Annotated in this window: 20 protein-coding genes and 2 tRNA genes; 17 read left to right on the forward strand and 5 right to left on the reverse strand. The window is 62.0% G+C overall.

Annotated features, from left to right (window positions below; genetic code table 11):
• Together VCB98_RS11670 and VCB98_RS11675 are read left to right on the forward strand one after the other, a co-directional pair.
• A partial coding sequence (locus tag VCB98_RS11670) for a helicase-related protein (RefSeq protein ID WP_346052734.1) occupies positions 1–1,437 on the forward strand: 1,437 nt, incomplete at its 5' end.
• 27 nt (positions 1,438–1,464) lie between these two features.
• On the forward strand, positions 1,465–2,979 hold the full coding sequence (locus tag VCB98_RS11675; RefSeq protein WP_346052736.1) for an AAA family ATPase: 1,515 nt from the start codon (positions 1,465–1,467) through the stop codon (positions 2,977–2,979).
• Positions 2,980–3,047: 68 nt separating this feature from the next.
• Here VCB98_RS11675 and VCB98_RS11680 read toward each other — a convergent pair whose 3' ends face one another.
• Complete coding sequence (locus VCB98_RS11680; protein WP_346052737.1) at positions 3,048–3,803, reverse strand: cysteine hydrolase family protein; 756 nt, start codon at positions 3,801–3,803, stop codon at positions 3,048–3,050.
• Positions 3,804–3,934: 131 nt separating this feature from the next.
• Between VCB98_RS11680 and VCB98_RS11685 the strand changes: the two genes are divergently transcribed.
• Positions 3,935–4,852 (forward strand): AraC family transcriptional regulator, encoded by a 918-nt coding sequence (locus tag VCB98_RS11685; RefSeq protein ID WP_346052739.1) that lies wholly within the window; start codon positions 3,935–3,937, stop codon positions 4,850–4,852.
• 54 nt (positions 4,853–4,906) lie between these two features.
• Here the strand turns inward: VCB98_RS11685 and VCB98_RS11690 are convergent, their stop codons facing one another.
• A complete protein-coding gene (locus VCB98_RS11690) occupies positions 4,907–5,476 on the reverse strand; it encodes a carboxymuconolactone decarboxylase family protein (RefSeq protein WP_346052741.1) in 570 nt (189 codons plus the stop codon).
• 290 nt (positions 5,477–5,766) lie between these two features.
• On the opposite strand from VCB98_RS11690, the gene VCB98_RS11695 reads away from it, so the two are divergent.
• Positions 5,767–6,378, forward strand: a complete 612-nt coding sequence (locus tag VCB98_RS11695) for an RNA polymerase sigma factor (RefSeq protein ID WP_346052743.1) — start codon at positions 5,767–5,769, stop codon at positions 6,376–6,378.
• Entirely contained in the window at positions 6,372–6,671 is a 300-nt protein-coding gene (locus VCB98_RS11700) for a hypothetical protein (protein WP_346052745.1), read from the forward strand. The genes VCB98_RS11695 and VCB98_RS11700 overlap by 7 nt, the downstream gene beginning before the upstream one ends.
• A 15-nt stretch (positions 6,672–6,686) precedes the next feature.
• Here VCB98_RS11700 and VCB98_RS11705 read toward each other — a convergent pair whose 3' ends face one another.
• From VCB98_RS11705 to VCB98_RS11715, 3 genes are read right to left on the reverse strand one after another with little or no spacing between them, the layout of a single operon-like run.
• Entirely contained in the window at positions 6,687–7,583 is an 897-nt protein-coding gene (locus VCB98_RS11705; RefSeq protein WP_346052747.1) for a GNAT family N-acetyltransferase, read from the reverse strand.
• Positions 7,580–8,764 carry a 1-acyl-sn-glycerol-3-phosphate acyltransferase gene (locus tag VCB98_RS11710; RefSeq protein ID WP_346052749.1) on the reverse strand — a complete coding sequence of 395 codons (1,185 nt, stop codon included), beginning with the start codon at positions 8,762–8,764 and terminating at the stop codon, positions 7,580–7,582. The genes VCB98_RS11705 and VCB98_RS11710 overlap by 4 nt, the downstream gene beginning before the upstream one ends.
• A 4-nt stretch (positions 8,765–8,768) precedes the next feature.
• A complete protein-coding gene (locus tag VCB98_RS11715; protein ID WP_346052751.1) occupies positions 8,769–9,323 on the reverse strand; it encodes a DinB family protein in 555 nt (184 codons plus the stop codon).
• 171 nt (positions 9,324–9,494) lie between these two features.
• Between VCB98_RS11715 and VCB98_RS11720 the strand changes: the two genes are divergently transcribed.
• The 12 genes from VCB98_RS11720 to VCB98_RS11775 form a co-directional block, all read left to right on the forward strand.
• Positions 9,495–11,969 carry a TonB-dependent receptor plug domain-containing protein gene (locus VCB98_RS11720; RefSeq protein WP_346052753.1) on the forward strand — a complete coding sequence of 825 codons (2,475 nt, stop codon included), beginning with the start codon at positions 9,495–9,497 and terminating at the stop codon, positions 11,967–11,969.
• A gap of 67 nt (positions 11,970–12,036) precedes the next feature.
• A tRNA-Val gene (locus VCB98_RS11725) sits at positions 12,037–12,113 on the forward strand.
• A 97-nt stretch (positions 12,114–12,210) separates the two neighbouring features.
• Positions 12,211–14,133, forward strand: coding sequence for a threonine--tRNA ligase (gene thrS, locus VCB98_RS11730; protein ID WP_346052755.1), 1,923 nt, complete (start codon positions 12,211–12,213; stop codon positions 14,131–14,133).
• Between the two features lie 3 nt (positions 14,134–14,136).
• Positions 14,137–14,652 (forward strand): translation initiation factor IF-3, encoded by a 516-nt coding sequence (gene infC, locus VCB98_RS11735; protein ID WP_346052768.1) that lies wholly within the window; start codon positions 14,137–14,139, stop codon positions 14,650–14,652.
• Positions 14,653–14,798: 146 nt separating this feature from the next.
• Entirely contained in the window at positions 14,799–14,999 is a 201-nt protein-coding gene (gene rpmI, locus VCB98_RS11740) for a 50S ribosomal protein L35 (protein WP_346052770.1), read from the forward strand.
• Positions 15,000–15,011: 12 nt separating this feature from the next.
• The gene (gene rplT, locus VCB98_RS11745) at positions 15,012–15,368 is read left to right on the forward strand and encodes a 50S ribosomal protein L20 (protein WP_346052757.1); all 357 of its coding nucleotides are present in this window, start codon (positions 15,012–15,014) and stop codon (positions 15,366–15,368) included.
• A 106-nt stretch (positions 15,369–15,474) separates the two neighbouring features.
• Positions 15,475–16,491: a phenylalanine--tRNA ligase subunit alpha gene (gene pheS / locus VCB98_RS11750; protein ID WP_346052759.1), complete on the forward strand. Its 1,017-nt coding sequence runs from the start codon at positions 15,475–15,477 to the stop codon at positions 16,489–16,491.
• A 188-nt stretch (positions 16,492–16,679) separates the two neighbouring features.
• Positions 16,680–19,049 (forward strand): phenylalanine--tRNA ligase subunit beta, encoded by a 2,370-nt coding sequence (pheT, locus tag VCB98_RS11755; protein ID WP_346052761.1) that lies wholly within the window; start codon positions 16,680–16,682, stop codon positions 19,047–19,049.
• A gap of 2 nt (positions 19,050–19,051) precedes the next feature.
• Entirely contained in the window at positions 19,052–19,351 is a 300-nt protein-coding gene (gene ihfA, locus VCB98_RS11760) for an integration host factor subunit alpha (protein ID WP_346052763.1), read from the forward strand.
• Positions 19,332–19,688, forward strand: coding sequence for a MerR family transcriptional regulator (locus VCB98_RS11765; protein WP_346052765.1), 357 nt, complete (start codon positions 19,332–19,334; stop codon positions 19,686–19,688). The genes ihfA and VCB98_RS11765 overlap by 20 nt, the downstream gene beginning before the upstream one ends.
• An 83-nt stretch (positions 19,689–19,771) precedes the next feature.
• Positions 19,772–19,848: transfer RNA gene (locus VCB98_RS11770), tRNA-Pro, on the forward strand.
• Positions 19,849–20,169: 321 nt separating this feature from the next.
• On the forward strand, positions 20,170–20,606 hold a 437-nt coding region (locus tag VCB98_RS11775), incomplete at its 3' end, for an SOS response-associated peptidase (RefSeq protein WP_346052766.1).

Raw genomic sequence — 20,606 nt, forward strand, 5'->3', positions numbered from 1 at the left:
GGCGAGGTGATCGACATCTTCCCGGCCGAATCCGAGCGCGAGGCCCTGCGGGTGGAGCTGTTTGACGACGAGATCGAGAATCTCAGTCTCTTTGATCCGCTTACCGGCGAGGTGCTGCGGCGGGTGCCGCGTTTCACCATCTATCCCACCACCCACTATGTGACCCCCCGCGAGCGTTTGCTGGAGGCGATGGAGAAGATCAAGGTGGAGCTGGCCGAGCGCCTGGAGGAATTGCGCAAGGCGGACAAGCTGGTCGAGGCCCAGCGCCTGGAGCAGCGCACCACCTTTGATCTGGAGATGATTCATGAGCTGGGCTACTGCAGCGGGATCGAGAACTACTCCCGCCACCTGTCGGGTCGCTCGGCGGGGGAGCCGCCGCCGACCCTGTTCGAGTATCTGCCGGATGATGCCCTGCTGGTACTGGATGAAAGCCATGTCACCATCCCCCAGCTCGGCGGCATGTACAAGGGCGATCGCTCGCGCAAGGAAACCCTGGTGGAGTACGGTTTCCGCCTGCCCTCGGCGCTGGATAATCGGCCGCTGAAGTTCGAGGAGTTCGAGCGTCTGATGCCCCAGGCCCTGTTTATCTCGGCCACGCCGGGGCCCTATGAAAAGCGCCATTCCGGTCAGGTGGTGGAGCAGGTGGTGCGGCCCACCGGTCTGCTGGACCCGGTGGTGGATGTACGCCCGGCCTCGACCCAGGTGGATGATCTGCTGTCCGAGGCCCGCCGGCGGGTGGATGCCGGCGAGCGGGTGCTGGTGACCACGCTCACCAAGCGCATGGCTGAGGATCTCACCGAATACCTGGCCGAGCACGATATCCGCGTGCGTTATCTGCACTCGGATATCGACACCGTGGAGCGCACGGAGCTGATCCGGGATCTGCGCCTGGGCGAGTTTGATGTCCTGGTGGGCATCAACCTGCTGCGTGAGGGCCTGGATATACCCGAAGTCTCCCTGGTGGCCATCCTGGACGCCGACAAGGAAGGCTTCTTGCGCTCGGAGGGCTCGCTGATCCAGACCATGGGGCGTGCGGCGCGGAATGTGAACGGGACCGCCATTCTCTATGCCGACAACATGACCGGCTCCATGGAGCGGGCCATTGCCGAGACCCGGCGGCGGCGGGAAAAGCAGGAAGCCTTCAACGCCGAACACGGCATTTCCCCCAAGGGCATCCAGAAGAAGGTGGCCGATGTCATGGAGGGGGCCTATGCCGACCGCGCACCGGCGGTGGAGCGGGCCCGTCGGGTAGCCGAAACCGCGCGGCGCTATGAGGCCATGAGCCCCCAGCAGGCCATGCAGAAGATCAAGAAGCTTGAGAAGCAGATGTACGAGCACGCCCGCAATATGGAGTTCGAGGAAGCGGCGACCCTGCGCGACGAGATCGCAAGGATCAAGACCGATGTGCTGGGCATGCCCGAGGACAAGGCGGGATAAAAGCAGAGATAAAGGGGAGCGGGGATAATGAATACGGCGGTGAAGGCGCCCAAGGGCAGTCTGAGTAATGACAAGCATGAACTGGCCGTCCAGTTACGGGCCGGCAATGGCCTGATTACCATCGAGACCCGGGATGAGCCCCGGGTGGAACAATTGTTTCAGCATGTGCTGCGAGAGGTGGTTCGGCCCATGTTTCGCTGGACCGCCGCCGCGGGCCTGGAACGCCTGGACATGGATATCGAGGCCCCACCGGATACCGATTCCCCGGAGAAAATCCTGCGCCATATCCGCAACCGGGGAACATCGGGGATATTCCTGCTGCTGGATTTTCATCCCTATCTGGATAATCCCGTGCACGCGCGCCTTTTGCGTGAGATTGCCCGTGCCGGTTCGCCGGGTTCTCCCAATGTGATTCTGGTCAGCCCGCGTCTGGAACTGCCCCGCGAGCTGCAGGCCCTGGCCACGCCGTTCGATCTGTCGCTGCCCAGCGATGAAGAGTTGGATTACATGGTCCGTGAAGAGGGGCAGGCCTGGAGCGACCACAACCAGGGGCAGAGAGTCAGGGCCAGCCGCCGGGCGCTGGAACTGCTGATCAGTAATCTGCGGGGTCTGCCCATGAAGGACGCCCGCCGCCTGGCCCGCAACGCCATCTGGAATGACGGGGCCCTGGGTGAAGAGGACCTGCCCGGCGTCATGGAAGCCAAGTTCCGGATGCTGGATCCGGGTGGCGTGCTGACCTTCGAGATGGAGACCGAGCGCTTTTCCAGTGTTGCCGGTCTGGCCCGGCTCAAGCGCTGGCTGGAGCAGCGGGCCCCGATCTTTGCCAAGGGCGAGCCGCCGCCGGGCCTGGATCTGCCCAAGGGCATGCTGCTGCTCGGTGTGCAGGGCTGCGGCAAGTCCCTGGCCGCCCGTGCAGTAGCGGGGGTGTTCGGTGTCCCGCTGCTGCGTCTGGATTGCGGTGCCCTCTATAACCGCTACCACGGCGAGAGTGAGCGCAATCTGCGCGAGTCTCTGGCCAGCGCGGAATTGATGGCCCCCTGTGTGCTGTGGCTGGATGAGATCGAAAAGGGCCTGTCCACCTCGAGCAATGACGGTGGCACCTCCCAGCGGATGCTGGGCAGCTTTCTCACCTGGATGGCGGAGCGCAAGAAGCCGGTGTTCATTTGTGCCACCGCCAATGACATAGAAGCCCTGCCTCCGGAGATGGTTCGCCAGGGCCGTTTTGATGAGATCTTCTTTGTCGACCTGCCCATCCGCGAGACCCGCGAGGAAGTGCTGCGCATCCATCTCAAGCGCCGCGAATTGAATCCGGATGACTTCGATACCGCCAGCCTGGCCGAGGCCAGCGAGGGCTATTCGGGTGCCGAGCTGGAACAGGCTGTGGTCTCAGCCTGCTATGCCGCCCATGCCGAGGGCCGGTCGCCGACCACCGACGATATTCACAATGCCATTACCGGCACCCGGCCCCTGTCCGTGGTTCGACGCGAGGCCATTGAGGACCTGCGCCGCTGGGCGAGCGAAAGAACGGTGCCCGCCGAGTAAGCAGAGGAAAACGCCGGCATCCATTTGGATGCCGGCGTCGTATCAGACTGCCGTCATGCGCTTGTTGATCAGCGCAGGGCCTTCATGGCTTCCACGGTCGTTTCCGTGTCGGCCAGGCCATTGGCGATCATGCGGGCATTGGTCATGGCCGCTTCATGGCCGTCCATGTCAGGCAGGGTAGCGGCGGCAGTGGCATCGGAAACCACGTGAACCTCGAACCCGGCCTCCACCAGGGCACGCATGTGGCTCTCGGTGCAGAGGTTGGCGGACATGCCGGCCAGAATCACCTTGTTGATTCCCCGCTTGCGAAGTTGCAGCACCAGGTCATTGGACTCCGGGCCGTAGACCTTGTGCGGGCTGGTCACCACGGTCTTACCGTCCTCGATATAGGGTTCCAGGCTTGCATGCCAGTCGGCGCCGGAGCCGTCGAAGTTGTCGGTGTCCAGGGGATGGTCCCGGTCGAACATGCCGATTTCATGCATCAGGTGCTCGAGGGCACCGCCGAAATGCCACTCATGATCATGGGGGTAGTAATAGTGGGGGGAGACGAAGACCGGCAGGTCCACATCCTTGGCCGTGGAGAAAAGGGACTCCAGGTTCTCGATGGTGTTGTTTTCCTCAACGCTCTCGCCCACAACGCCCCAGGCAACGCCGTCCTCATGCAGGAAGTCGTTCTGCGGGTCGGTCACCACCAGGGCGGTGTCATCGGCGGTGAAATCCACCCCCGGATCGGGGAGGCCGGCCTGGGCCGTGCCGGCGATCATCAGGCCGCTCAACAGGGCGGTCGCAATCAGGCTTTTTCGGGTTTCGCTCAGTTTGGTCATGTCGGATTCCTCCTCTGTGTTATCCAGACGGCCCTATCTTGCAAGCGACAGGGAGGACGGTTAAGCTTCTTTGGTGTTTAAAAAATGCTATTTCGTCCATTTCAGGCCCCGGATGGGGCGCGGAGTTGCTGATGGATGCCTTGAGTGCGGTGCTGGCCCACGTTCGTCTCCGGGGCCAGGTTTTCTTTCGCCAGTGCTTTGGCCGGCAGTGGGGCATGGAGATCCCGGAAGGTCAGGGAGCCGCGTTCCATATCCTGGAGAGCGGTGAAGCCTGGATTGAGCAGGCCGAAGATCAGCCGCCCGTCCACTTGCGGGCCGGCGATTGCGTCATTCTTCCCCATATGAGCAGCCACCGTGTTGTGAGTGGGCCCGGCGTCAGCTGCCTGCCGGGCGAGGAGGTCTTGCGTCGCAGCGGGATGGGGGAGTCGGTGTTTCCGGTCGATGGCGGCGAGCCGGACGTGGACATCGTTTGTGGGGCCTTCCAGTTCGAGCAGATGAGCAGTCACCCCCTCTGGCGGCAACTGCCCGCAATGATCTTGCTGACGCGGGAGGAGCGGGCGGTCGAGCCATGGCTGGATCACACCACTCGGCTGCTCTGTCATGAAGCATTGAATGAGGCCCCGGGCAGCATGGCCGTGAGCAGCCGCATGACCGAGCTGTTGTTCATTCAGGTCCTGCGGCTGCTTGCTCAGCGATCCGAGACCAAAGGGTTTCTCATGGCCCTGCGGGACCGCCGCTTGAGTCGGGCGCTGAACGCCTTTCATGGTGATCCTGCCAGGGCCTGGACGCTGGAGCTGATGGCCGAGAGTGCGGGCATGTCCCGCTCGGCGTTCGCCCGCCATTTCAGTGAAATCATGAGCACGACGCCTGGGGACTATGTCAGCCACTGGCGGATGCAGTTGGCCGCCCAGCGTCTTCGGGATTCTGGCGAGTCGCTGGATGCCATCGCCGAGGCCGTGGGCTATCGCTCGCCGGCGGCTTTTAGCCGTCAGTTTCTCAGGACCTTTGGCGAGCGGCCCGGACAGTGGCGAAAGCGGCAGGGCTCGTAGGAGTGGGCCATGCCCTGGTGACAGTGATGGCCTGCCACCAGGGGAATCCGAGTATCAGCCCTCCCATTTGTGGCCGGCGAAAGCCTGGTCCAGTTCGGGATGATTCAGGTGGTTGGCGTAGTTACTCAGGGTCTTGACCGCCAGGGCCAGGACGATCTGCATGATGTGGCTTTCCTGATAACCGGCATTGAGAAATGCCTCCACGGACTTTGGGTCCGGCCGGCCGCGGCTGTCGAACATGACTCGGGTGAAACGGCTGAGGGCGGCCAGTTTGGGATCGGGAATCGCTTCGTCGTTGCGCAGCGCGGCCAGGGTGTCGGCCGGAACCTGGGAGACCTGCTCGGCGATCATGCTGTGGGCGCTCATGCAGTAGGCGCAGCCGTTGGCCCGGCTGATGGTCAGGAGAATCACTTCCTGCTCGGCGGGCTCGAAGCCGGAGAGCTCACGAAAGTACTCGTAACCGTGCAGATAGCTGCTCAGTACGCCGGGGGCCTTGGCCATGTGTGCATACATGCTGGGCACAAAACCCAGCGTGTCTTTGGCGTCCTGCAACAGGGGTTTTACCTTCTCGTCTGCATTGTCCAGTGTGACGGGATCTTGCTGAATTCGGTATTCGGCGGTCATGTGCTTCTCCAGTTGGCAGCGAGTCATTCTCGCAGGTGGACAGGGGACGACAGTGATCCTGCGCCGTTACAAGCGCGAGGCTTGTAACGGTGACGCCCCGCCAAGCGTCAAAATGGGAACGGTGCCATGCCGGTGTAGAGTGGAGGTTCGCATTGTCCGCCCTGATCGAGTTATCCTTTCCCGATGGGACATTCCGGCCATCGCAGGGCGGTGCCGGAATTCGGCTCATCCATCGGGAAAAGCACAATGCAAAACAGCCTGCATTTACTCGACCGTCGGGGATTCCGTCCATGAGCGAGACTCAGTCGGAGCCGGATCTTCTGGAGGGACTGCGCGCCGGGGATCCCGAAGCTTTTCGCAAGGCCGTGAAGACCTACGCACCCAGGATGCGACGCACGGCTTCGGCCATTGCGGGAGAGGATGCGGCGGATGACATCGTTCAGGAATGCTGGATTTCAGTGGTCCGCAACATCAAGGGCTTCGAAGGGCGTTCCGCCCTCGGTACCTGGCTGATCTCCATTGTTGCCAACCGGGCTCGCAGCCATCTTCGCAAGACCAATCGACAGGACAAGCGACGGCGAGAGCCAATCAGGGAAGAGTCGCTTGATGATCTCTTTGATCAGCGGGGTTACTGGAAGACGCCGGTCTCCGACTGGGGCAGTGCAATGCCCGAGGGCCTGCTGGAATCCGAGGAACTGCGCAATTGCTTTCGGATTCACCTGGAGCGCTTGCCCGAACAGCAGCGAGAGGCCCTGGTGCTGCGTGAGATGAATGGTTTCAGCTACGACGATATCTGCGAGGCCCTGGACGTGAGCCCGGCCAATGCTCGCGTACTCTTGCATCGCGCCAGGACGGTGCTGTTTCGCATGGTGGATGGATTCCGGGAGACGGGCGAGTGTTGAATTGTCGTCAAGCCAGTGAGTTGTTGTCCCGCTCCCGGGATGAGGAGCTGCGCTGGACGACCCGTCTGCGTCTGCGGGCACATGTGGTCTTTTGTCGCTGCTGCAGTTCCCTGGAGCGCAATTTCGACACCCTCGGGGGGCTGATTCAGGACAAGAGCGCGGACGAAGCGGACGAACAATGGACCGAGGATCTGGCAGAGAAGATCTCCCGCCAGATTTCACAGCAGTCCTCTGAGAAGGATCAGTCTGATTCAGGCGATCAGGATGAGGCTGACAACAAGAAAGATCACTGAGACCGGGAGCAATCCCTAGCTATTGACGAATCGTTCCAGAATGTCAGAGCCGATGGATTTGATCGGCACCACGATTCCCACTTCCAGTGCATCACCGAAGTCCCTGTCCAGGGCGGTTTCACCAAAGTAGATACCCAGACCCAGGCCCATATAGGACTGCAGAATCGGCGGTATCTGCCCGTCGTGTTGGGACAGGAGCGCCCGGAGGGCCTTGATCCTTCCTCGTGGGTTGTCGGGTGGTTCGGATCGGCCGGCAGCCTCGGCATCCGGCCCCTGTGGCCGGTAGCGCAAGCCCGCCTTGGCGGTTAGCAGGGGAGCGGGGGCCGCGTAGCTTGATTCCAGGAAAGCCACGGTGGCCTGCTGGGCGGCCTCCGGCATGTTGCGATAGAGTGAGACGTTACCGAAGTAGTAGCGAATCTCCGGATGGCTCCTGAGCACGGCACCGAGGCCGCTCCAGAGTGCGAAAAAGCCTTGCCGGCGGCGCCGGGCGTCGGGATTGACCACGGAGCGGCCGAGTTCGATGCTCCGGGGCAGATAGTCCCGCCGAAAGGTCGGGGAGTAGTCGAACAGTCTCGATGTCCGTAGGAGTTGGTCACCGTGCGTCTGGCTGCGCGCAGCCAGTTGATAGCGATACATGGCGACCAGCTCAAGGTGCTCCGGGTCCCATACCAGGAGCTGGCGATAGGCCAGTGGGCCGCGGTCCAGTTCGTCCAGGTCACAGTCGACACCGCGCCCGGCACCGACCTCCCGGAACACGCTTTCCCGGATGCGGCCAATCTCCATCAGAGTGGCCGGAAAGGCATCGCCGTCAATGATGTGGATCTCGAGATTGCCCACGCGGCCGATGGGCTCGAGGCCGTCAAGCTCGCGCTGTAATTCGCTGGGCGTGATCGGGGCTAGGAGTTCACTCATAAGGCACCGCCCATGTCCGAAGCCATCTGATAGCAGAGGGTTCTCAATGCCGCCGCCCGAGCCCGGTCGTCGTCGCCGAGGGTGGTCAGCCGGTCCGCTTGCAGCGGCGCACCGACAAAGAAGTCGTTGTTCCGGGGTGCTCGATACAGCATCTCCCTGGGGAGCAGCAGCATTTCCAGGTTCATACCCAGCCCCAGGCCTCGACGCAGGGCCGAAACCGCATTGAAACGCCTGGAATTCCGAGTGCCCAGGAATACCGGCACGATGGAGCGACCGTGCTGCCGGGCCATGCGCACCACCATCTTGCCCCACGGCCCGTCGCGGAGCTGGCCACCCTGTTTTCTGGATGTACGGCCGGCCGGGAAGACGAGCATCGCCGCATCGTCGGCGAAACTTTCATGCAGGACGCGGGACATATCACGCTCCGAGGCGTAACGATTCAGTGGTGCCAGAAAGGGTTGCAGGTGGCGAAAGCCCATCAGGACATTGTTGACCGGCACCTTCACATGCGGATACCAGCGCAGCAACCAGGCCAGCATGATCAGGCCGTCCAACCCGCCCTGGGGGTGGTTGCAGACGAAAATCGGCCGGGTCTCGGCGGCAGGCAAGGGGTGAACCGGCAGCCGGGCGCTGACGCCGAGCCGAGTCAGCACCGTCTCGGGAAAATGTCGGCAGGGCAGTGCCGCCAGTTCGCTCAGCCCCTCGTTGATGGTGCTCTGGCACAGCAGTCTTGCCAGCAGGGGCCAGAGCAGTCGGGGCAATTTGCCGTGCAGCGCCGGGGCCTTGTCACGGAACAGGGCCTCCACGTCAAAGCTTTTTTCGGGGATGTCGCCGGGGGGCGCCGCGCCCTGGCCAGGAGCAGGCACCGGCGTCCAGGTCGTGCTCAGGGCCATCCCGTGGGCCGGCGCGGGTGATTCCTGCTGCCCAAGTTGCTCCCACAGCCATTCACCGTCCCAGTGCCAGCGAAAGGGCAGTATGCCTTCCTGTGTCGCGGTTAACAGAAAGGGCGGCAGGCCGAGGGCAAGCTGTTTTCCCAGGGTATTTCGAAGGGAGTGGGACGTGTGGCAGTGTCTGAGCCGATCCATGAGGGTGGTCAGCGCGGTCGCCGACTGCTCCGGGCCGTTGGACGGCCGTTCAGGCCGGAGCGGAAACAGCGTGAGTCGGTTTTCGCGGTTATTCATGGTCTTAGGCCGGGGTAGCTTGCTTCCGCGCTTCGTCGTCTGTCTGGGCTGCCCAGTAACGGCGGGTGGAGGTTGCCAGGCCGAATTCCGGAGGCAATTCCAGGCCGCGCTGACGCACGATCATGGCAATCACCGCCATGTGGTGAACCGCATGACTGGACAGGAACAAGACTTCCCGAATCAGACTGGAACGGGCCGTGATGACTTCTCCGCTCGTGTCCTGCCACTGGACACTGACCGTCTCGCCGCCTGAACGGTCTGCCACCCAGGCGTCGAAGCCTTCCCGCAGGGCGGCCAGGCTCTCCAGCGCCGCATGGGGAGAGGATTCAACCAGGGAATTGCGATCACGCTGCTCATAGTCGATTCGGCTGCCGCTGGCGTGAAGCACTGCCCAGCAGTGGTCGAGAATGTGGCGCAGATGCTTGCCGATGCAATAGCGACCATGGGGGCCGTCCACGAGCCGATAGGCTTCCGGGTCGAGCTCTCTGACCAGAAAACTCAACTGATCCAGGTAATCCCGGTGCTCCTCGATGGCTGCCGTTAGGGCCTCATCCCGCATGCTCTTTTCCTCCAGTCAGGTTGCTGATGGTTCTGCCTTGACCACCCAGGAGACGCCCCATTAGCTGCCTTGTTACTCGATTCTGCGGAACGCACGGGAGTTGTAACAAGAGCGAAGCTCTGCTCGTCACTCCGACGGTCCAAATTGAGGTAAATTCCACAGGAGCAAAGCATGACGAGACAAGTAAGGGGCAGTTTTCTGGGTGTGGGGGTGCTGTTGGCGTCATTGAGCCACTCAATGGTGTTCGCCGAGGCAGGTGGGGAGGGCGATCAGCCTCTGAAGCTCGATGATGTGGTGACACTGGGTGAGCGGGCAGGCCTTCGTTCACCGATGGAATCGTCGGTGCCGGTGGATATCTATGGCGGCGAAGAGCTTCGGCGTTACTCTTCCCTTGGCAATGAACTGGGCGAGGCCCTGGCCAATCTGAATTCGTCCTTCCTGTTCCCGCGCCAGTCCAATTCGGTGACCTCAGATCACATCCGGTCCGCCAGTCTGCGGGGGCTGAGCCCTGATCAGGCCCTGGTTCTGGTCAACGGAAGACGCCGGCACCCTTCGGCCGTGGTCAATGACAACACCAAGATCGGTCGTGGCACCAATGCCTTTGATTTCAATTCCATCCCCCTGTCCGCGGTCAAGCGGATTGAGGTTCTGAGAGACGGGGCCAGCGCCCAGTACGGTTCCGATGCCATCGGCGGCGTGATCAACATTGTTCTGGATGACAGCCATGAAGGCGGTGAGGTCGGCGTCAGCTATGGTGTTCACGATACCCGTGTCTCGCCGGCCAGCACACGGGAGCGGGATGGCGAGACCATCAGTGCCCATGTGAATCTCGGTCATGCCTTGGGAGAGACGGGCTTTCTTCGCTATGGCCTGGAAGTGCGAAGCCGCGACGCCACCAATCGGGCGGGGTTGGATCAGATTTCCCCTTTCCTGCCCCAGACCGACGATAATCTGGCCTTTCAGGGAACCCAGACCCATCGTGTCGGGGACCCCGAAAGCGATGAGGTGAAGCTGTGGGTCAATACCGGTGTCGATACCGCGGTGGGAGAGTACCATGCCTCGGCAACCTTCGCGGATATCGAGACGGAAGGGGCTGCTGTCTTTCGGCATCCTGACTCCAACCAGAATGTGCGCGAGATATTTCCCGACGGTTTCCTGCCGGTCACCCTTGGGAAAAATCGGGATTTCGGGCTGAGCACGGGTATTCGGGGCGTTGCCGGTGCATGGGAGACCGACCTGGCCCTCAGTCTGGGCAGGAATGATTTCCAGTTCGGCGTCAAGAATTCCCTCAACCCTTCACTGGGCCCGGACAGCCCGACCCGCTTTGATTCGGGTCGATTCCGGCTGGATCAGAGGGAACTGGCCTTCGATGCCTCGCGGAATCTGCCCGTGTTTGCAATGCCATCTCGCCTGTCGGCCGGCGCCAGTTGGCGGCATGAGGCGTTCAAGAGCCGCGCGGGTGAGCCCGCCTCATGGCTGGCGGGTGACCACGAGTTTGAGTCTGAACTGGCCGATCAGGTGGGCTTTCCGGATATTGGTTCCCAGGGGGCCAAGGGCTTGACGCCCGAGGATGCCGCCGACGTCAGCCGGGACGTGGCCAGCGGCTACCTGGAACTGTCCACGGATTTCAGCGAGCGTTTGCGGACCACGGTCGCCGCTCGCTATGAGGATTACAGTGATTTCGGCGGCACATTCACCGGCAAGTTTGCCGCCGTCTACCGCCCCGGTCCCAATCTGTCCTTCCGTGGCTCCCTGTCCAACAGTTTCCGGGCACCGACGCTCAGCCAGAGTGCCTGGTCGCGCAGTGACAACACCTTTGGCCCCGAAGGTGAGCGGGTCGCTTCCCGCCTGGTGAGAAGCGACAGCGCTGTGGGCGAGGCCTTGGGTGTGAGTGAACTGGAGGAAGAAACCGCCCGCAATATCAGTCTGGGTTTCACCGCTCGTTTGAGCGAGAGCCTGGAATTGACTGCGGATCTTTTCCGGATCGATATCGATGACCGGATCACCCTCAGTGAAAGCCTGCAGGACAGCCCCGACGGGGATGTCACCCTGGAAGAGCGAATCGGTGATTTGCCCGGCGGCGAGGGTGTTCAGGCCGTGTCATTCTTTACCAATGCGGCGGATACAAAAACCCAGGGCCTTGAGTTGATGGCGGAATGGGAGCCGGAAGTGGGCCTGGGCAGCCTGTCCATGGATCTGGCCTTCAGTTATATCGAAAACCGCATTCGCCGAACCGGGGAAGCGGTCAGCGAGATGACCGAGATCAATCCCGATTTCGAACTGGTGGGCGTGGCGGAACGCAATACCCTGACCACGGCCACGCCGGAGCGGCGCCTGATCGCCGGCGGTCGCTGGCAACTCGGTGCCTGGGAATTCAGCGGGCGGGCCCGCTACAACAGCGCGGTGGAGCGGGTGTTCGCCTTTGCCAGTCAGCGTTTCAGCAGCGAGACCGTGTTTGATGCGTCGGTAGGCTATGCGCTCAGCGAGACGACCCGTTTCGATTTCGGTGCCGAGAATCTCTTCGACACCTATCCGGACGAGTCGGAGAATGCCAATAATTTCTTCGGCAATTTCGCCTTTGATCCGATCAATCCGGTCGGGCTGAACGGGCGTTTTGTCTATGCCCGCCTGGCGCATTCATTCTGAGAGAGACGGGGGAAATCCTTTTGACAGCCGGGCGAAAGCCTGTAAAATATCCCCCGCTTCCAACGCTAGTCGCGTAGCTCAGCTGGTTAGAGCACCACCTTGACATGGTGGGGGTCGGTGGTTCGAGTCCACTCGCGACTACCAGGTTTTCGGGAAAGCATCGTCGGCGCCCGCCACGATGCTTTTCTTTTTTCCAAGTGGCCCCTCGTAAAGGTCACCACTGAGAAAAGGATCGACAAGCATGCCAGTCATTACCCTTCCCGATGGTTCCCAGCGCGAATTCGATCAGCCCGTGTCCATCATGGACGTGGCCGCCGATATAGGCCCCGGCCTGGCCAAGGCCACTCTGGCCGGCAAGGTCGACGGCGAGCTGAAAGATGCCTGCGATCTCATCCACGACGATGCCAATCTTCAGATCATTACCCCGCGTGACGAGGAAGGCCTGGAGATCATTCGGCACTCCTGCGCCCACATGCTGGGGCAGGCGGTCAAGCAGCTGTACCCCGAGGCCCGGATGGCCATCGGCCCGGTGATCGAGGACGGCTTCTATTACGACATCCGCCACGATGCCGGCTTTACGCCGGAGGATCTGGAAAAGATCGAAGCCCGGATGAAGGAGCTGATCGCCCAGGAGTACGATGTCATCAAGAAGGTCACCCCCCGGGACGAGGTGCTGCGGATCTTCCGTGAGCGGGGTGAAGACTACAAGGTGACCCTGGTGGAGGACATGCCCGAGGTGAAGGAAATGGCCCTCTACTACCACCAGGAATACATCGACATGTGTCGCGGGCCCCATGTGCCCAATACCCGTTTCTGCAAGGCCTTCAAGCTGACCAAGCTGGCCGGGGCCTACTGGCGGGGTGATGCCGCCAATGAAATGCTGCAACGGGTCTATGGCACCGCCTGGGGTGACAAGAAGGGCCTGAAGCAGTACCTCAAGCGTCTCGAGGAAGCCAAGAAGCGCGATCACCGCCGCTTCGGCAAGCGCCTGGATCTCTTCCATACCCAGGAAGAGGCCCCGGGCATGGTGTTCTGGCACGACAATGGCTGGCGCATCTATACCGAGATTCAGGATTACATGCGCCGCAAGCTGCGCCGGGCCGGCTATTCCGAAGTTCACACCCCCGAGATCATCGACCGCAGCCTGTGGGAAAAGTCCGGGCACTGGGAGAAGTTCCGGGATGACATGTTCGTCACCGGCTCCGAGGACCGGGAATTCGCCATCAAGCCCATGAACTGCCCGGCCCATGTGCAGATCTACAACCACGGTCTGCGCAGTTACCGGGATCTGCCACTGCGGATGGCCGAATTCGGTTCCTGCCACCGCAACGAGCCCTCCGGGACGCTCCACGGTCTGATGCGTGTGCGCAATTTCGTCCAGGACGATGCTCACATCTTCTGTACCGAGGAGCAGATGCTGCCGGAGGTCTCGGACTTCATTGATCTGCTTTACGAGGTCTATCACGATTTCGGCTTCACCGATGTACTGGTGAAGCTGTCCACGCGGCCGGAAAAGCGGGTGGGCTCGGATGACGTCTGGGATCGCTCCGAGAAGGCGCTGGAAGACGCCCTCAACCAGAAGGGCCTGGACTGGGACCTGCAGCCGGGGGAGGGCGCCTTCTACGGGCCCAAGATCGAGTTCTCCCTGCGCGATTCCCTGGGCCGGGTCTGGCAGCTGGGCACCATGCAGCTGGATTTCTCCATGCCGGAGCGTCTCGGTGCGCAATATGTGGCGGAAGATGGCGAGAAAAAGACCCCGGTCATGCTCCACCGAGCCATTCTCGGCTCCATCGAGCGGTTCATCGGTATTCTGATCGAGGAAAACGCCGGAGACCTGCCCACCTGGCTGGCTCCCACCCAGGCGGTGGTGCTCAATATCACCGATCGGCAGGCCGATTATGCCCGTGAAGTGGCCGAAAGCCTGCAAAATCAGGGTTTTCGCGTCGAATCGGACTTGAGAAACGAGAAGATCGGCTTTAAAATTCGCGAACACACCATCCAAAGAGTGCCCTGGCTGCTGGTAGTCGGGGATCGTGAGATGGAATCTGACCAAATAGCCGTGCGCACCCGCAGCGGCGAAGATCTCGGCAGCATGAGCCGGGCAGACTTCGCCGAGAAGCTGGCGGGGGATGTCGCACGGCTCGGTCGTCGTTTGGAGGATTGAAATATCGCTGCCAAGAACAAGGTCCGCCGCAACAAAGACATTCGGGCCCCGAAAATCCGGCTGATTGATCAGGAAGGGGAGCAGTTGGGCATTGTCCCTGTCGAGCAGGGTCTGGAAGCGGCCGTAGAGGCCGGCATGGACCTGGTCGAAGTCTCGCCCAACGCCGAGCCTCCGGTTTGCCGGATCATGGACTACGGCAAGTTTGTCTTCGAACAGAAGAAGAAGCAGGCCGGGCAGAAGAAGACCAAGCAGATGCAGGTCAAGGAAGTGAAGTTCCGGCCCAACACGGATAGCAATGACTATCAGATCAAGCTCCGGAATGCGACGCGCTTTCTTGAAGACGGCAACAAGGTGAAGGTGACCCTGCGCTTTCGCGGGCGCGAGATGCTCCATCAGGACATCGGTCGCGATCTGCTCAAGCGCGTTGAGGAAGACCTCAAGGAGCTGGCTTCAGTGGAGCAGTTCCCCAAGCTGGAAGGCCGTCAGATGATCATGGTGCTCGGGCCCAAAAAGAAATAAGGGCCCGTTCCGTGAAAGAACTCGCTCAGGGAAGGGCGGGATAAGCAAAAAGCGGGGAGTGGATGGTCCGCTCCTTCGTCCCTGGTGGCTAACGCCCGGCAGTCGGAAAGGCCGGGGGCCAGGAATAAACGCCAATGGAGAGCAACATGCCGAAGATGAAGACCCATCGCGGCGCGGCCAAGCGTTTCCGCAAGACCGGCAGTGGCCGGATCAAGCGGAACCAGTCCCACCGCCGCCACATCCTGACCAAGAAGAGCACCAAGCGGAAGCGTCAGCTGCGCAGCGCCTCGTATATCCATGCGAGCGATGTGAAGCTGATCGAGCGCATGCTGCCCGGCAAACTCTAAGGAGGCCTGACGATGCCACGAGTAAAACGCGGAGTGAACGCGCGCGCACGTCATAACAAGGTCCTCAAAGAGGCCAAGGGTTATTACGGCGCTCGCCGCAAGACTTTCAAGACCGCCCGCCAGGCCGTGATCAAGGCCGGCCAGTACGCTTACCGTGATCGCCGTGTGCGCAAGCGGGAGTTCCGGGCGCTGTGGATCACCCGTATCAACGCCGCCGCGCGTGAGAACGGGCTGTCCTACAGCCGTCTGATCAACGGTCTCAAGCAGGCCGGTATCGAGCTGGATCGCAAGGTTCTGGCCGATATGGCGGTGCACGACAAGGCCGGCTTTGCCGCCATCGCGGAAAAGGCGAAGGCGCAGCTCGGCTGATCCCGCCCCGACTGGGGTTGTTGATTGTGAAGTACCGAAGGGGAAAGGCCGCCATACCTTTCCCCTTCTTTTTTCGTCATGGTGATTGGCCCATTGGGAGTGGCCCGTGGAAGATCTGGAGAGACTGAGTCGGGAGGCCGAGGCGGCCATTGAAGCCGCGGAGGACCTCAGGCAGCTGGACGACATCCGGGTACGGTACCTCGGCAAGAAAGGTGAGTTGACCGCTTTGCTGAAAAGCCTGGGCAAACTGCCGGCCGATGAGCGCCCGGCGGCCGGTCAGGCTATCAACAAGGCCAAGGGTGAGGTGCAGTCCCGTATCGAGGCCCGCAAGGCGGATCTTGAGAACGCCGAGATCGAAGCCCGCCTCAAGCGGGAGTCGGTGGACGTGACTCTTCCGGGGCGTGGTCAGGGCCGGGGCGGTCTGCACCCGGTGACCCGTACCCTGCAGCGTATTGAAGGCATTTTTCGTCAGGCCGGTTTTGAAGTGGCCGATGGGCCCGAGATCGAAGACGAGTTCCACAACTTCGAGGCTCTGAATATTCCCGAGCACCATCCGGCCAGGGCCATGCACGATACCTTCTTCGTGCGCCCCGGCGAGGTCCTGCGCACGCATACCTCACCGGTACAGATCCGGGCCATGAAAGACAGCCGCCCGCCGCTGCGCATCATTGCGCCGGGTCGGGTGTATCGCTGCGATTCCGACGTCACCCATACGCCCATGTTCCACCAAGTGGAAGGGCTGCTGGTGGACAGCAATGTGAGCATGAGCCACCTCAAGGGCATACTCACCGACTTTCTGCGCGCCTTTTTCGAAAAGGATCTGGCGGTGCGTTTCCGACCGTCCTATTTCCCCTTCACCGAACCCTCGGCGGAAGTGGACATGGAATGCGTGATCTGTGGCGGCGAGGGCTGCCGGGTCTGTTCCGGCACCGGCTGGCTGGAAGTGCTGGGTTGCGGCATGGTTCACCCGGAAGTTTTCCGGCATGTGAATATCGATGCCGAGCAATGGCGCGGTTATGCCTTTGGCATGGGTGTGGAGCGCCTGGCCATGTTGCGCTACGGCGTGGACGATCTGCGCCTGTTCTTCGAGAACGACCTGCGCTTCCTCGGTCAATTCGCCTAGCCGCCTGAGGCGCCGCCTCAGGCGGAGTGAACAGATGAAAGTGAACAGTGAACAGAAAGCGTCGGCCTCTGCTACAGGTCCTGCTGTTCACTGGGAACTGGAAACTGTTCACTAAAGTTCGATCAAGTGCCGCTGCGGTCTCCGCTGGTTACCGGAGGGGCAAGAAACAAACATCCTGGGAGCACGCGATGCGCGTCAGTACGAACTGGCTGAATGAATGGGTGGATCATGGTCTGGAGACCCAGGCCCTGGCCGACCGTCTGACCATGGCGGGCCTGGAGGTCGATGCCATCGAAGGGGCGGCCGAGGACTTTTCCGGCGTGGTGGTGGGGGAGGTGATATCTGTCGAGCCCCATCCCAATGCCGACAAGCTCAATCTCTGCCAGGTCTCGGATGGTAATGACACCGTGCCGGTGGTCTGTGGTGCGCCCAATGTCTTCAAGGGCATGCGCGCCCCCTTTGCCCGGGTCGGGGCCGTCCTGCCCGGCGACTTCAAGATCAAGAAGGCCAAGCTCAGAGGCGAGGCCTCCCAGGGCATGCTTTGTTCGGCCAAGGAGCTGGGCCTGTCCGAGGATGCCGCCGGGCTGATGCAGCTTGCCGGCGATGCGCCGGTGGGTACGGACCTGCGCGACTATCTGGGCCTGGACGATCAGATCATCGAGATCGACCTGACCCCCAACCGGGGCGATTGCCTGGGCATGATCGGTGTGGCCCGGGAAGTGGGTGCCTTGACCGGCAAGTCGGTCTGCCGACCGCCGGTGGGGGAGGTCAGCCAGGGCGGCAGTGAAGAGATCCCCGTGAGTGTGGAAGACCCCGCCGACTGTCCCAGTTACGCCGGGCGCGTGATCACCGGCATTGATACCCGGGCCGAAAGCCCGGTGTGGCTGACCGAGCGTCTGCGCCGCGCTGGTCTGCGTCCCATCAGCCCGGTGGTGGATGTCACCAATTACGTCATGCTGGAGCTGGGCCAGCCCATGCACGGCTTTCGCCTCGACGCCATCCAGGGCGGGGTGACCGTGCGCCGTGGTCGCCAGGACGAAAAGATCACCCTGCTGGATGAGCGGGAAGTGGCCCTGGACGAGGATATTCTGGTCATCGCCGACGAGCGTGGCCCGATCGCCATGGCCGGTGTCATGGGCGGACTCGGCACCGCCGTGGAGCCGGACACCGAAGCGGTCTTTCTGGAGAGTGCCTGCTTCAGCCCCACCGTCATCGCCGGGCGGGCCCGCCGCTTCGGCCTGCACACCGATGCATCCCACCGTTTCGAGCGGGGCGTTGACCCGGCCCTGCAGCAGCGGGCTCTGGACCGGGCCACGGCACTGATCCAGTCCATTGCCGGCGGCGAGGCCGGTCCGGTCACCCTGGCCGGCAGTCAGCCGGCCGAGGCGGCACCCATCCGCCTGCGCCGCGAGCGCCTGCACGCTGTGCTCGGTTTCGAGCTTGAAGCCGATCAGGTGACCGACATGCTCCAGCGCCTGGGTCTGGAAGTCCGCGCCGATGAGGCCGGCTGGGAGGCCGTGCCGCCAAGCTTCCGTTTTGATCTTGCCATTGAGGAAGACCTCATCGAGGAAGTGGTTCGCATCCACGGTTACGACCGGGTGCCGGTGGAGTCCCTGCCCAGCGACGTCCGCCCCGGCGAGATGCCCGAGTCCCGGCTCGCCCTGGACCAGCTCCGATCGCTGCTTGTCGAGCGCGGCTACCAGGAAGCGATTACCTACAGCTTCGTCCCCGCCGAGACCGACCGCATACTGTCCGGCGGCACCGAGGGCCAGAAACTCGCGAATCCCATCTCCCAGGACCTGGAGACCATGCGGACCACGCTGTGGTCGGGGCTGGTGGGCGCTCTGCGGCATAACGCCAATCGCCAGCAGAGCCGAATTCGATTGTTTGAGTCCGGTCTCAGGTTTATTCTGCAAGGATCTGATATTAAACAGGAACCCTGGGTCGCCGGAGTGGCCTGGGGGAGTGCCGAGCCCGAGCAATGGGATGGCCGCAAGCGGCCGCTGGACTTCTTTGATGTCAAAGGCGATGTCGAGGCGCTGCTCACCGCCGGCGGCCCGCGCGGACTGACCTTCCAGGCCGACAGCCATCCGGCGCTTCACCCCGGTCAGTGTGCGCGTATCCTCGTGGAAAGCGAGGACGGCGGTTGGATCGGCCGTATTCACCCCCAGGTTGCCGATCAACTGGATATCCCGGCAGGCTGCTATCTGTTCGAGATTCCGCTGTCCGTGGCCGCCCGGGGCCGCCTGCCGGCCTATCGCCCGGTCTCGCGTTTCCCCTCGGTGCGTCGCGATCTGGCCTTCATCGTGGACGAGTCGGTGCCGGCCGCCGAGCTGGTCTGTGCCGCGCGAGAAGCCGCCGGGGAGGTGCTCGCCGAGGTGCGGGTCTTCGACGTGTACCAGGGCAAGGGCGTAGATTCAGGACGAAAAAGTATTGCTTTAGGCTTGATTTTACAGGGTTCTTCGCGCACTCTTACTGATGATGATTCGGATCGGGTGGTCCAGCAGGTGAGGGAGTTGCTTGAAACCCGACTTGGAGCCACGGTGAGAGATCAATAACAATGGCACTCACGAAGGCGGAGCTAGCGGAAGCGCTGTTCGATGAACTTGGATTGAACAAGCGCGAAGCCAAGGAGCTGGTGGATCTCTTCTTTGAGGAGATCAAGAACGCGTTGGCCGACGGCACACAGGTCAAGCTTTCCGGTTTCGGTAATTTCGACCTCCGGGACAAGAACCGGCGCCCTGGTCGTAACCCCAAAACCGGGGAAGAGATTCCCATTTCAGCTCGCAGGGTTGTTACTTTCCGTCCGGGGCAGAAGCTCAAGACCAGGGTAGAGGCTTATGCTGGAACCAGGGAATAACGACGAACTCCCGGTCATCCCGGGCAAGCGCTATTTCACCATCGGCGAGGTCAGCGACCTCTGCGGGGTGAAACCGCATGTCCTGCGGTATTGGGAGCAGGAATTCCCCCAGCTCAAGCCGGTCAAGCGCCGCGGAAACCGCCGCTACTACCAGCGCCATGATGTTCTGGTAATTCGGCAGATCCGTAGTCTGCTCTACGATCAGGGCTTTACCATCGGCGGCGCCCGCCAACAGCTTTCCGGCGAAAACGCCAAGCAGGACGTCAACCAGAGTCAGCAGATCATCAAACAGATCCGCACCGAACTCGAGGAAATCCTGCACACCCTGCGGACCTAGGCTCATCACGCTCGCCAAGGGTTTCCAGACCGAGCATTTTCCAGTATCATTCCGCCCTCGCCTGAACGGCGAACAGCAGTTCTCGGGGTGTAGCGCAGCCTGGTAGCGCACCTGCATGGGGTGCAGGTGGTCGGAGGTTCAAATCCTCTCACCCCGACCAAATCCAAGAGCCCGTCGATTAACTTCGGCGGGCTTTTTTCGTATAGGTGCCCCTAGACGGGAGGATTTGAACCTACGGTTCACTTTCCTGCTACGGCATCCTGCCTCCGCGACGGAAAGCCCGGGGCAGGCCGTCCGTGGCCTGCCCGCCAGCCGAGCTGCGAAATGCCACCGGCATTTCGGTCTCGTCTGGCCCTCTCACCCCGACCAAATCCAAGAGCCCGTCGATTAACTTCGGCGGGTTTTTTTTGTTTATCCTGAACGCATGTGTGGGCGAATTGCGCGAACGCGGGAGCTGAAGGAATACGCCAGGGCCCTTGGCGTGGATCTCCGGTTCATCGAAGAACACTTTCCGCCGAGCTGGAATATCCCGCCCGGCAGTGAACATCCGGCCTTTGTGCTGGGCCGCAGCGGTGAGCTTAAGCCGCATCCCATGCATTGGGGCTATCGGCCCCACTGGGCCGGGGAGAAGGGCAGGGAGGTGATCAATGCCCGGGGTGAAAGCGCGGCCGAGAAGCCTTATTTTCGCAGTGCCTACCAGCGCGGTCAGCGCTGCCTGATCCCGGCAACCGCCTGGTATGAGTGGCAGAAAACGGCGACCGGCAAACAGCCTTGGGCGCTCAGCAATGAGGCCCAAACCCTCTTTCTGGCCGCGGTCTACACCCGCGGGCAAGAGGGGCTGGGTTTTGCCATCGTCACCCGCCCGGCGATCAAGTCCCTCGGCCACATCCACGATCGCATGCCCCTGGTGCTCAGCGA

Origin of the sequence: Natronospira elongata (assembly GCF_034931365.1) — a bacterium.
GTDB lineage: Bacteria > Pseudomonadota > Gammaproteobacteria > Natronospirales > Natronospiraceae > Natronospira > Natronospira elongata.

Coding starts and splice junctions, on each gene's coding strand:
- VCB98_RS11685 (WP_346052739.1), top strand. CDS start 3,935: ATGGATGCCTTGAGTGCGGTGCTGGCCCACGTTCGTCTCCGGGGCCAG.
- VCB98_RS11720 (WP_346052753.1), top strand. CDS start 9,495: ATGACGAGACAAGTAAGGGGCAGTTTTCTGGGTGTGGGGGTGCTGTTG.
- VCB98_RS11710 (WP_346052749.1), bottom strand. CDS start 8,764: ATGAATAACCGCGAAAACCGACTCACGCTGTTTCCGCTCCGGCCTGAA.
- rpmI (WP_346052770.1), top strand. CDS start 14,799: ATGCCGAAGATGAAGACCCATCGCGGCGCGGCCAAGCGTTTCCGCAAG.
- pheT (WP_346052761.1), top strand. CDS start 16,680: ATGCGCGTCAGTACGAACTGGCTGAATGAATGGGTGGATCATGGTCTG.
- ihfA (WP_346052763.1), top strand. CDS start 19,052: ATGGCACTCACGAAGGCGGAGCTAGCGGAAGCGCTGTTCGATGAACTT.
- VCB98_RS11680 (WP_346052737.1), bottom strand. CDS start 3,803: ATGACCAAACTGAGCGAAACCCGAAAAAGCCTGATTGCGACCGCCCTG.
- VCB98_RS11705 (WP_346052747.1), bottom strand. CDS start 7,583: ATGAGTGAACTCCTAGCCCCGATCACGCCCAGCGAATTACAGCGCGAG.
- VCB98_RS11695 (WP_346052743.1), top strand. CDS start 5,767: ATGAGCGAGACTCAGTCGGAGCCGGATCTTCTGGAGGGACTGCGCGCC.
- rplT (WP_346052757.1), top strand. CDS start 15,012: ATGCCACGAGTAAAACGCGGAGTGAACGCGCGCGCACGTCATAACAAG.
- VCB98_RS11715 (WP_346052751.1), bottom strand. CDS start 9,323: ATGCGGGATGAGGCCCTAACGGCAGCCATCGAGGAGCACCGGGATTAC.
- VCB98_RS11690 (WP_346052741.1), bottom strand. CDS start 5,476: ATGACCGCCGAATACCGAATTCAGCAAGATCCCGTCACACTGGACAAT.
- VCB98_RS11675 (WP_346052736.1), top strand. CDS start 1,465: ATGAATACGGCGGTGAAGGCGCCCAAGGGCAGTCTGAGTAATGACAAG.
- thrS (WP_346052755.1), top strand. CDS start 12,211: ATGCCAGTCATTACCCTTCCCGATGGTTCCCAGCGCGAATTCGATCAG.
- VCB98_RS11765 (WP_346052765.1), top strand. CDS start 19,332: ATGCTGGAACCAGGGAATAACGACGAACTCCCGGTCATCCCGGGCAAG.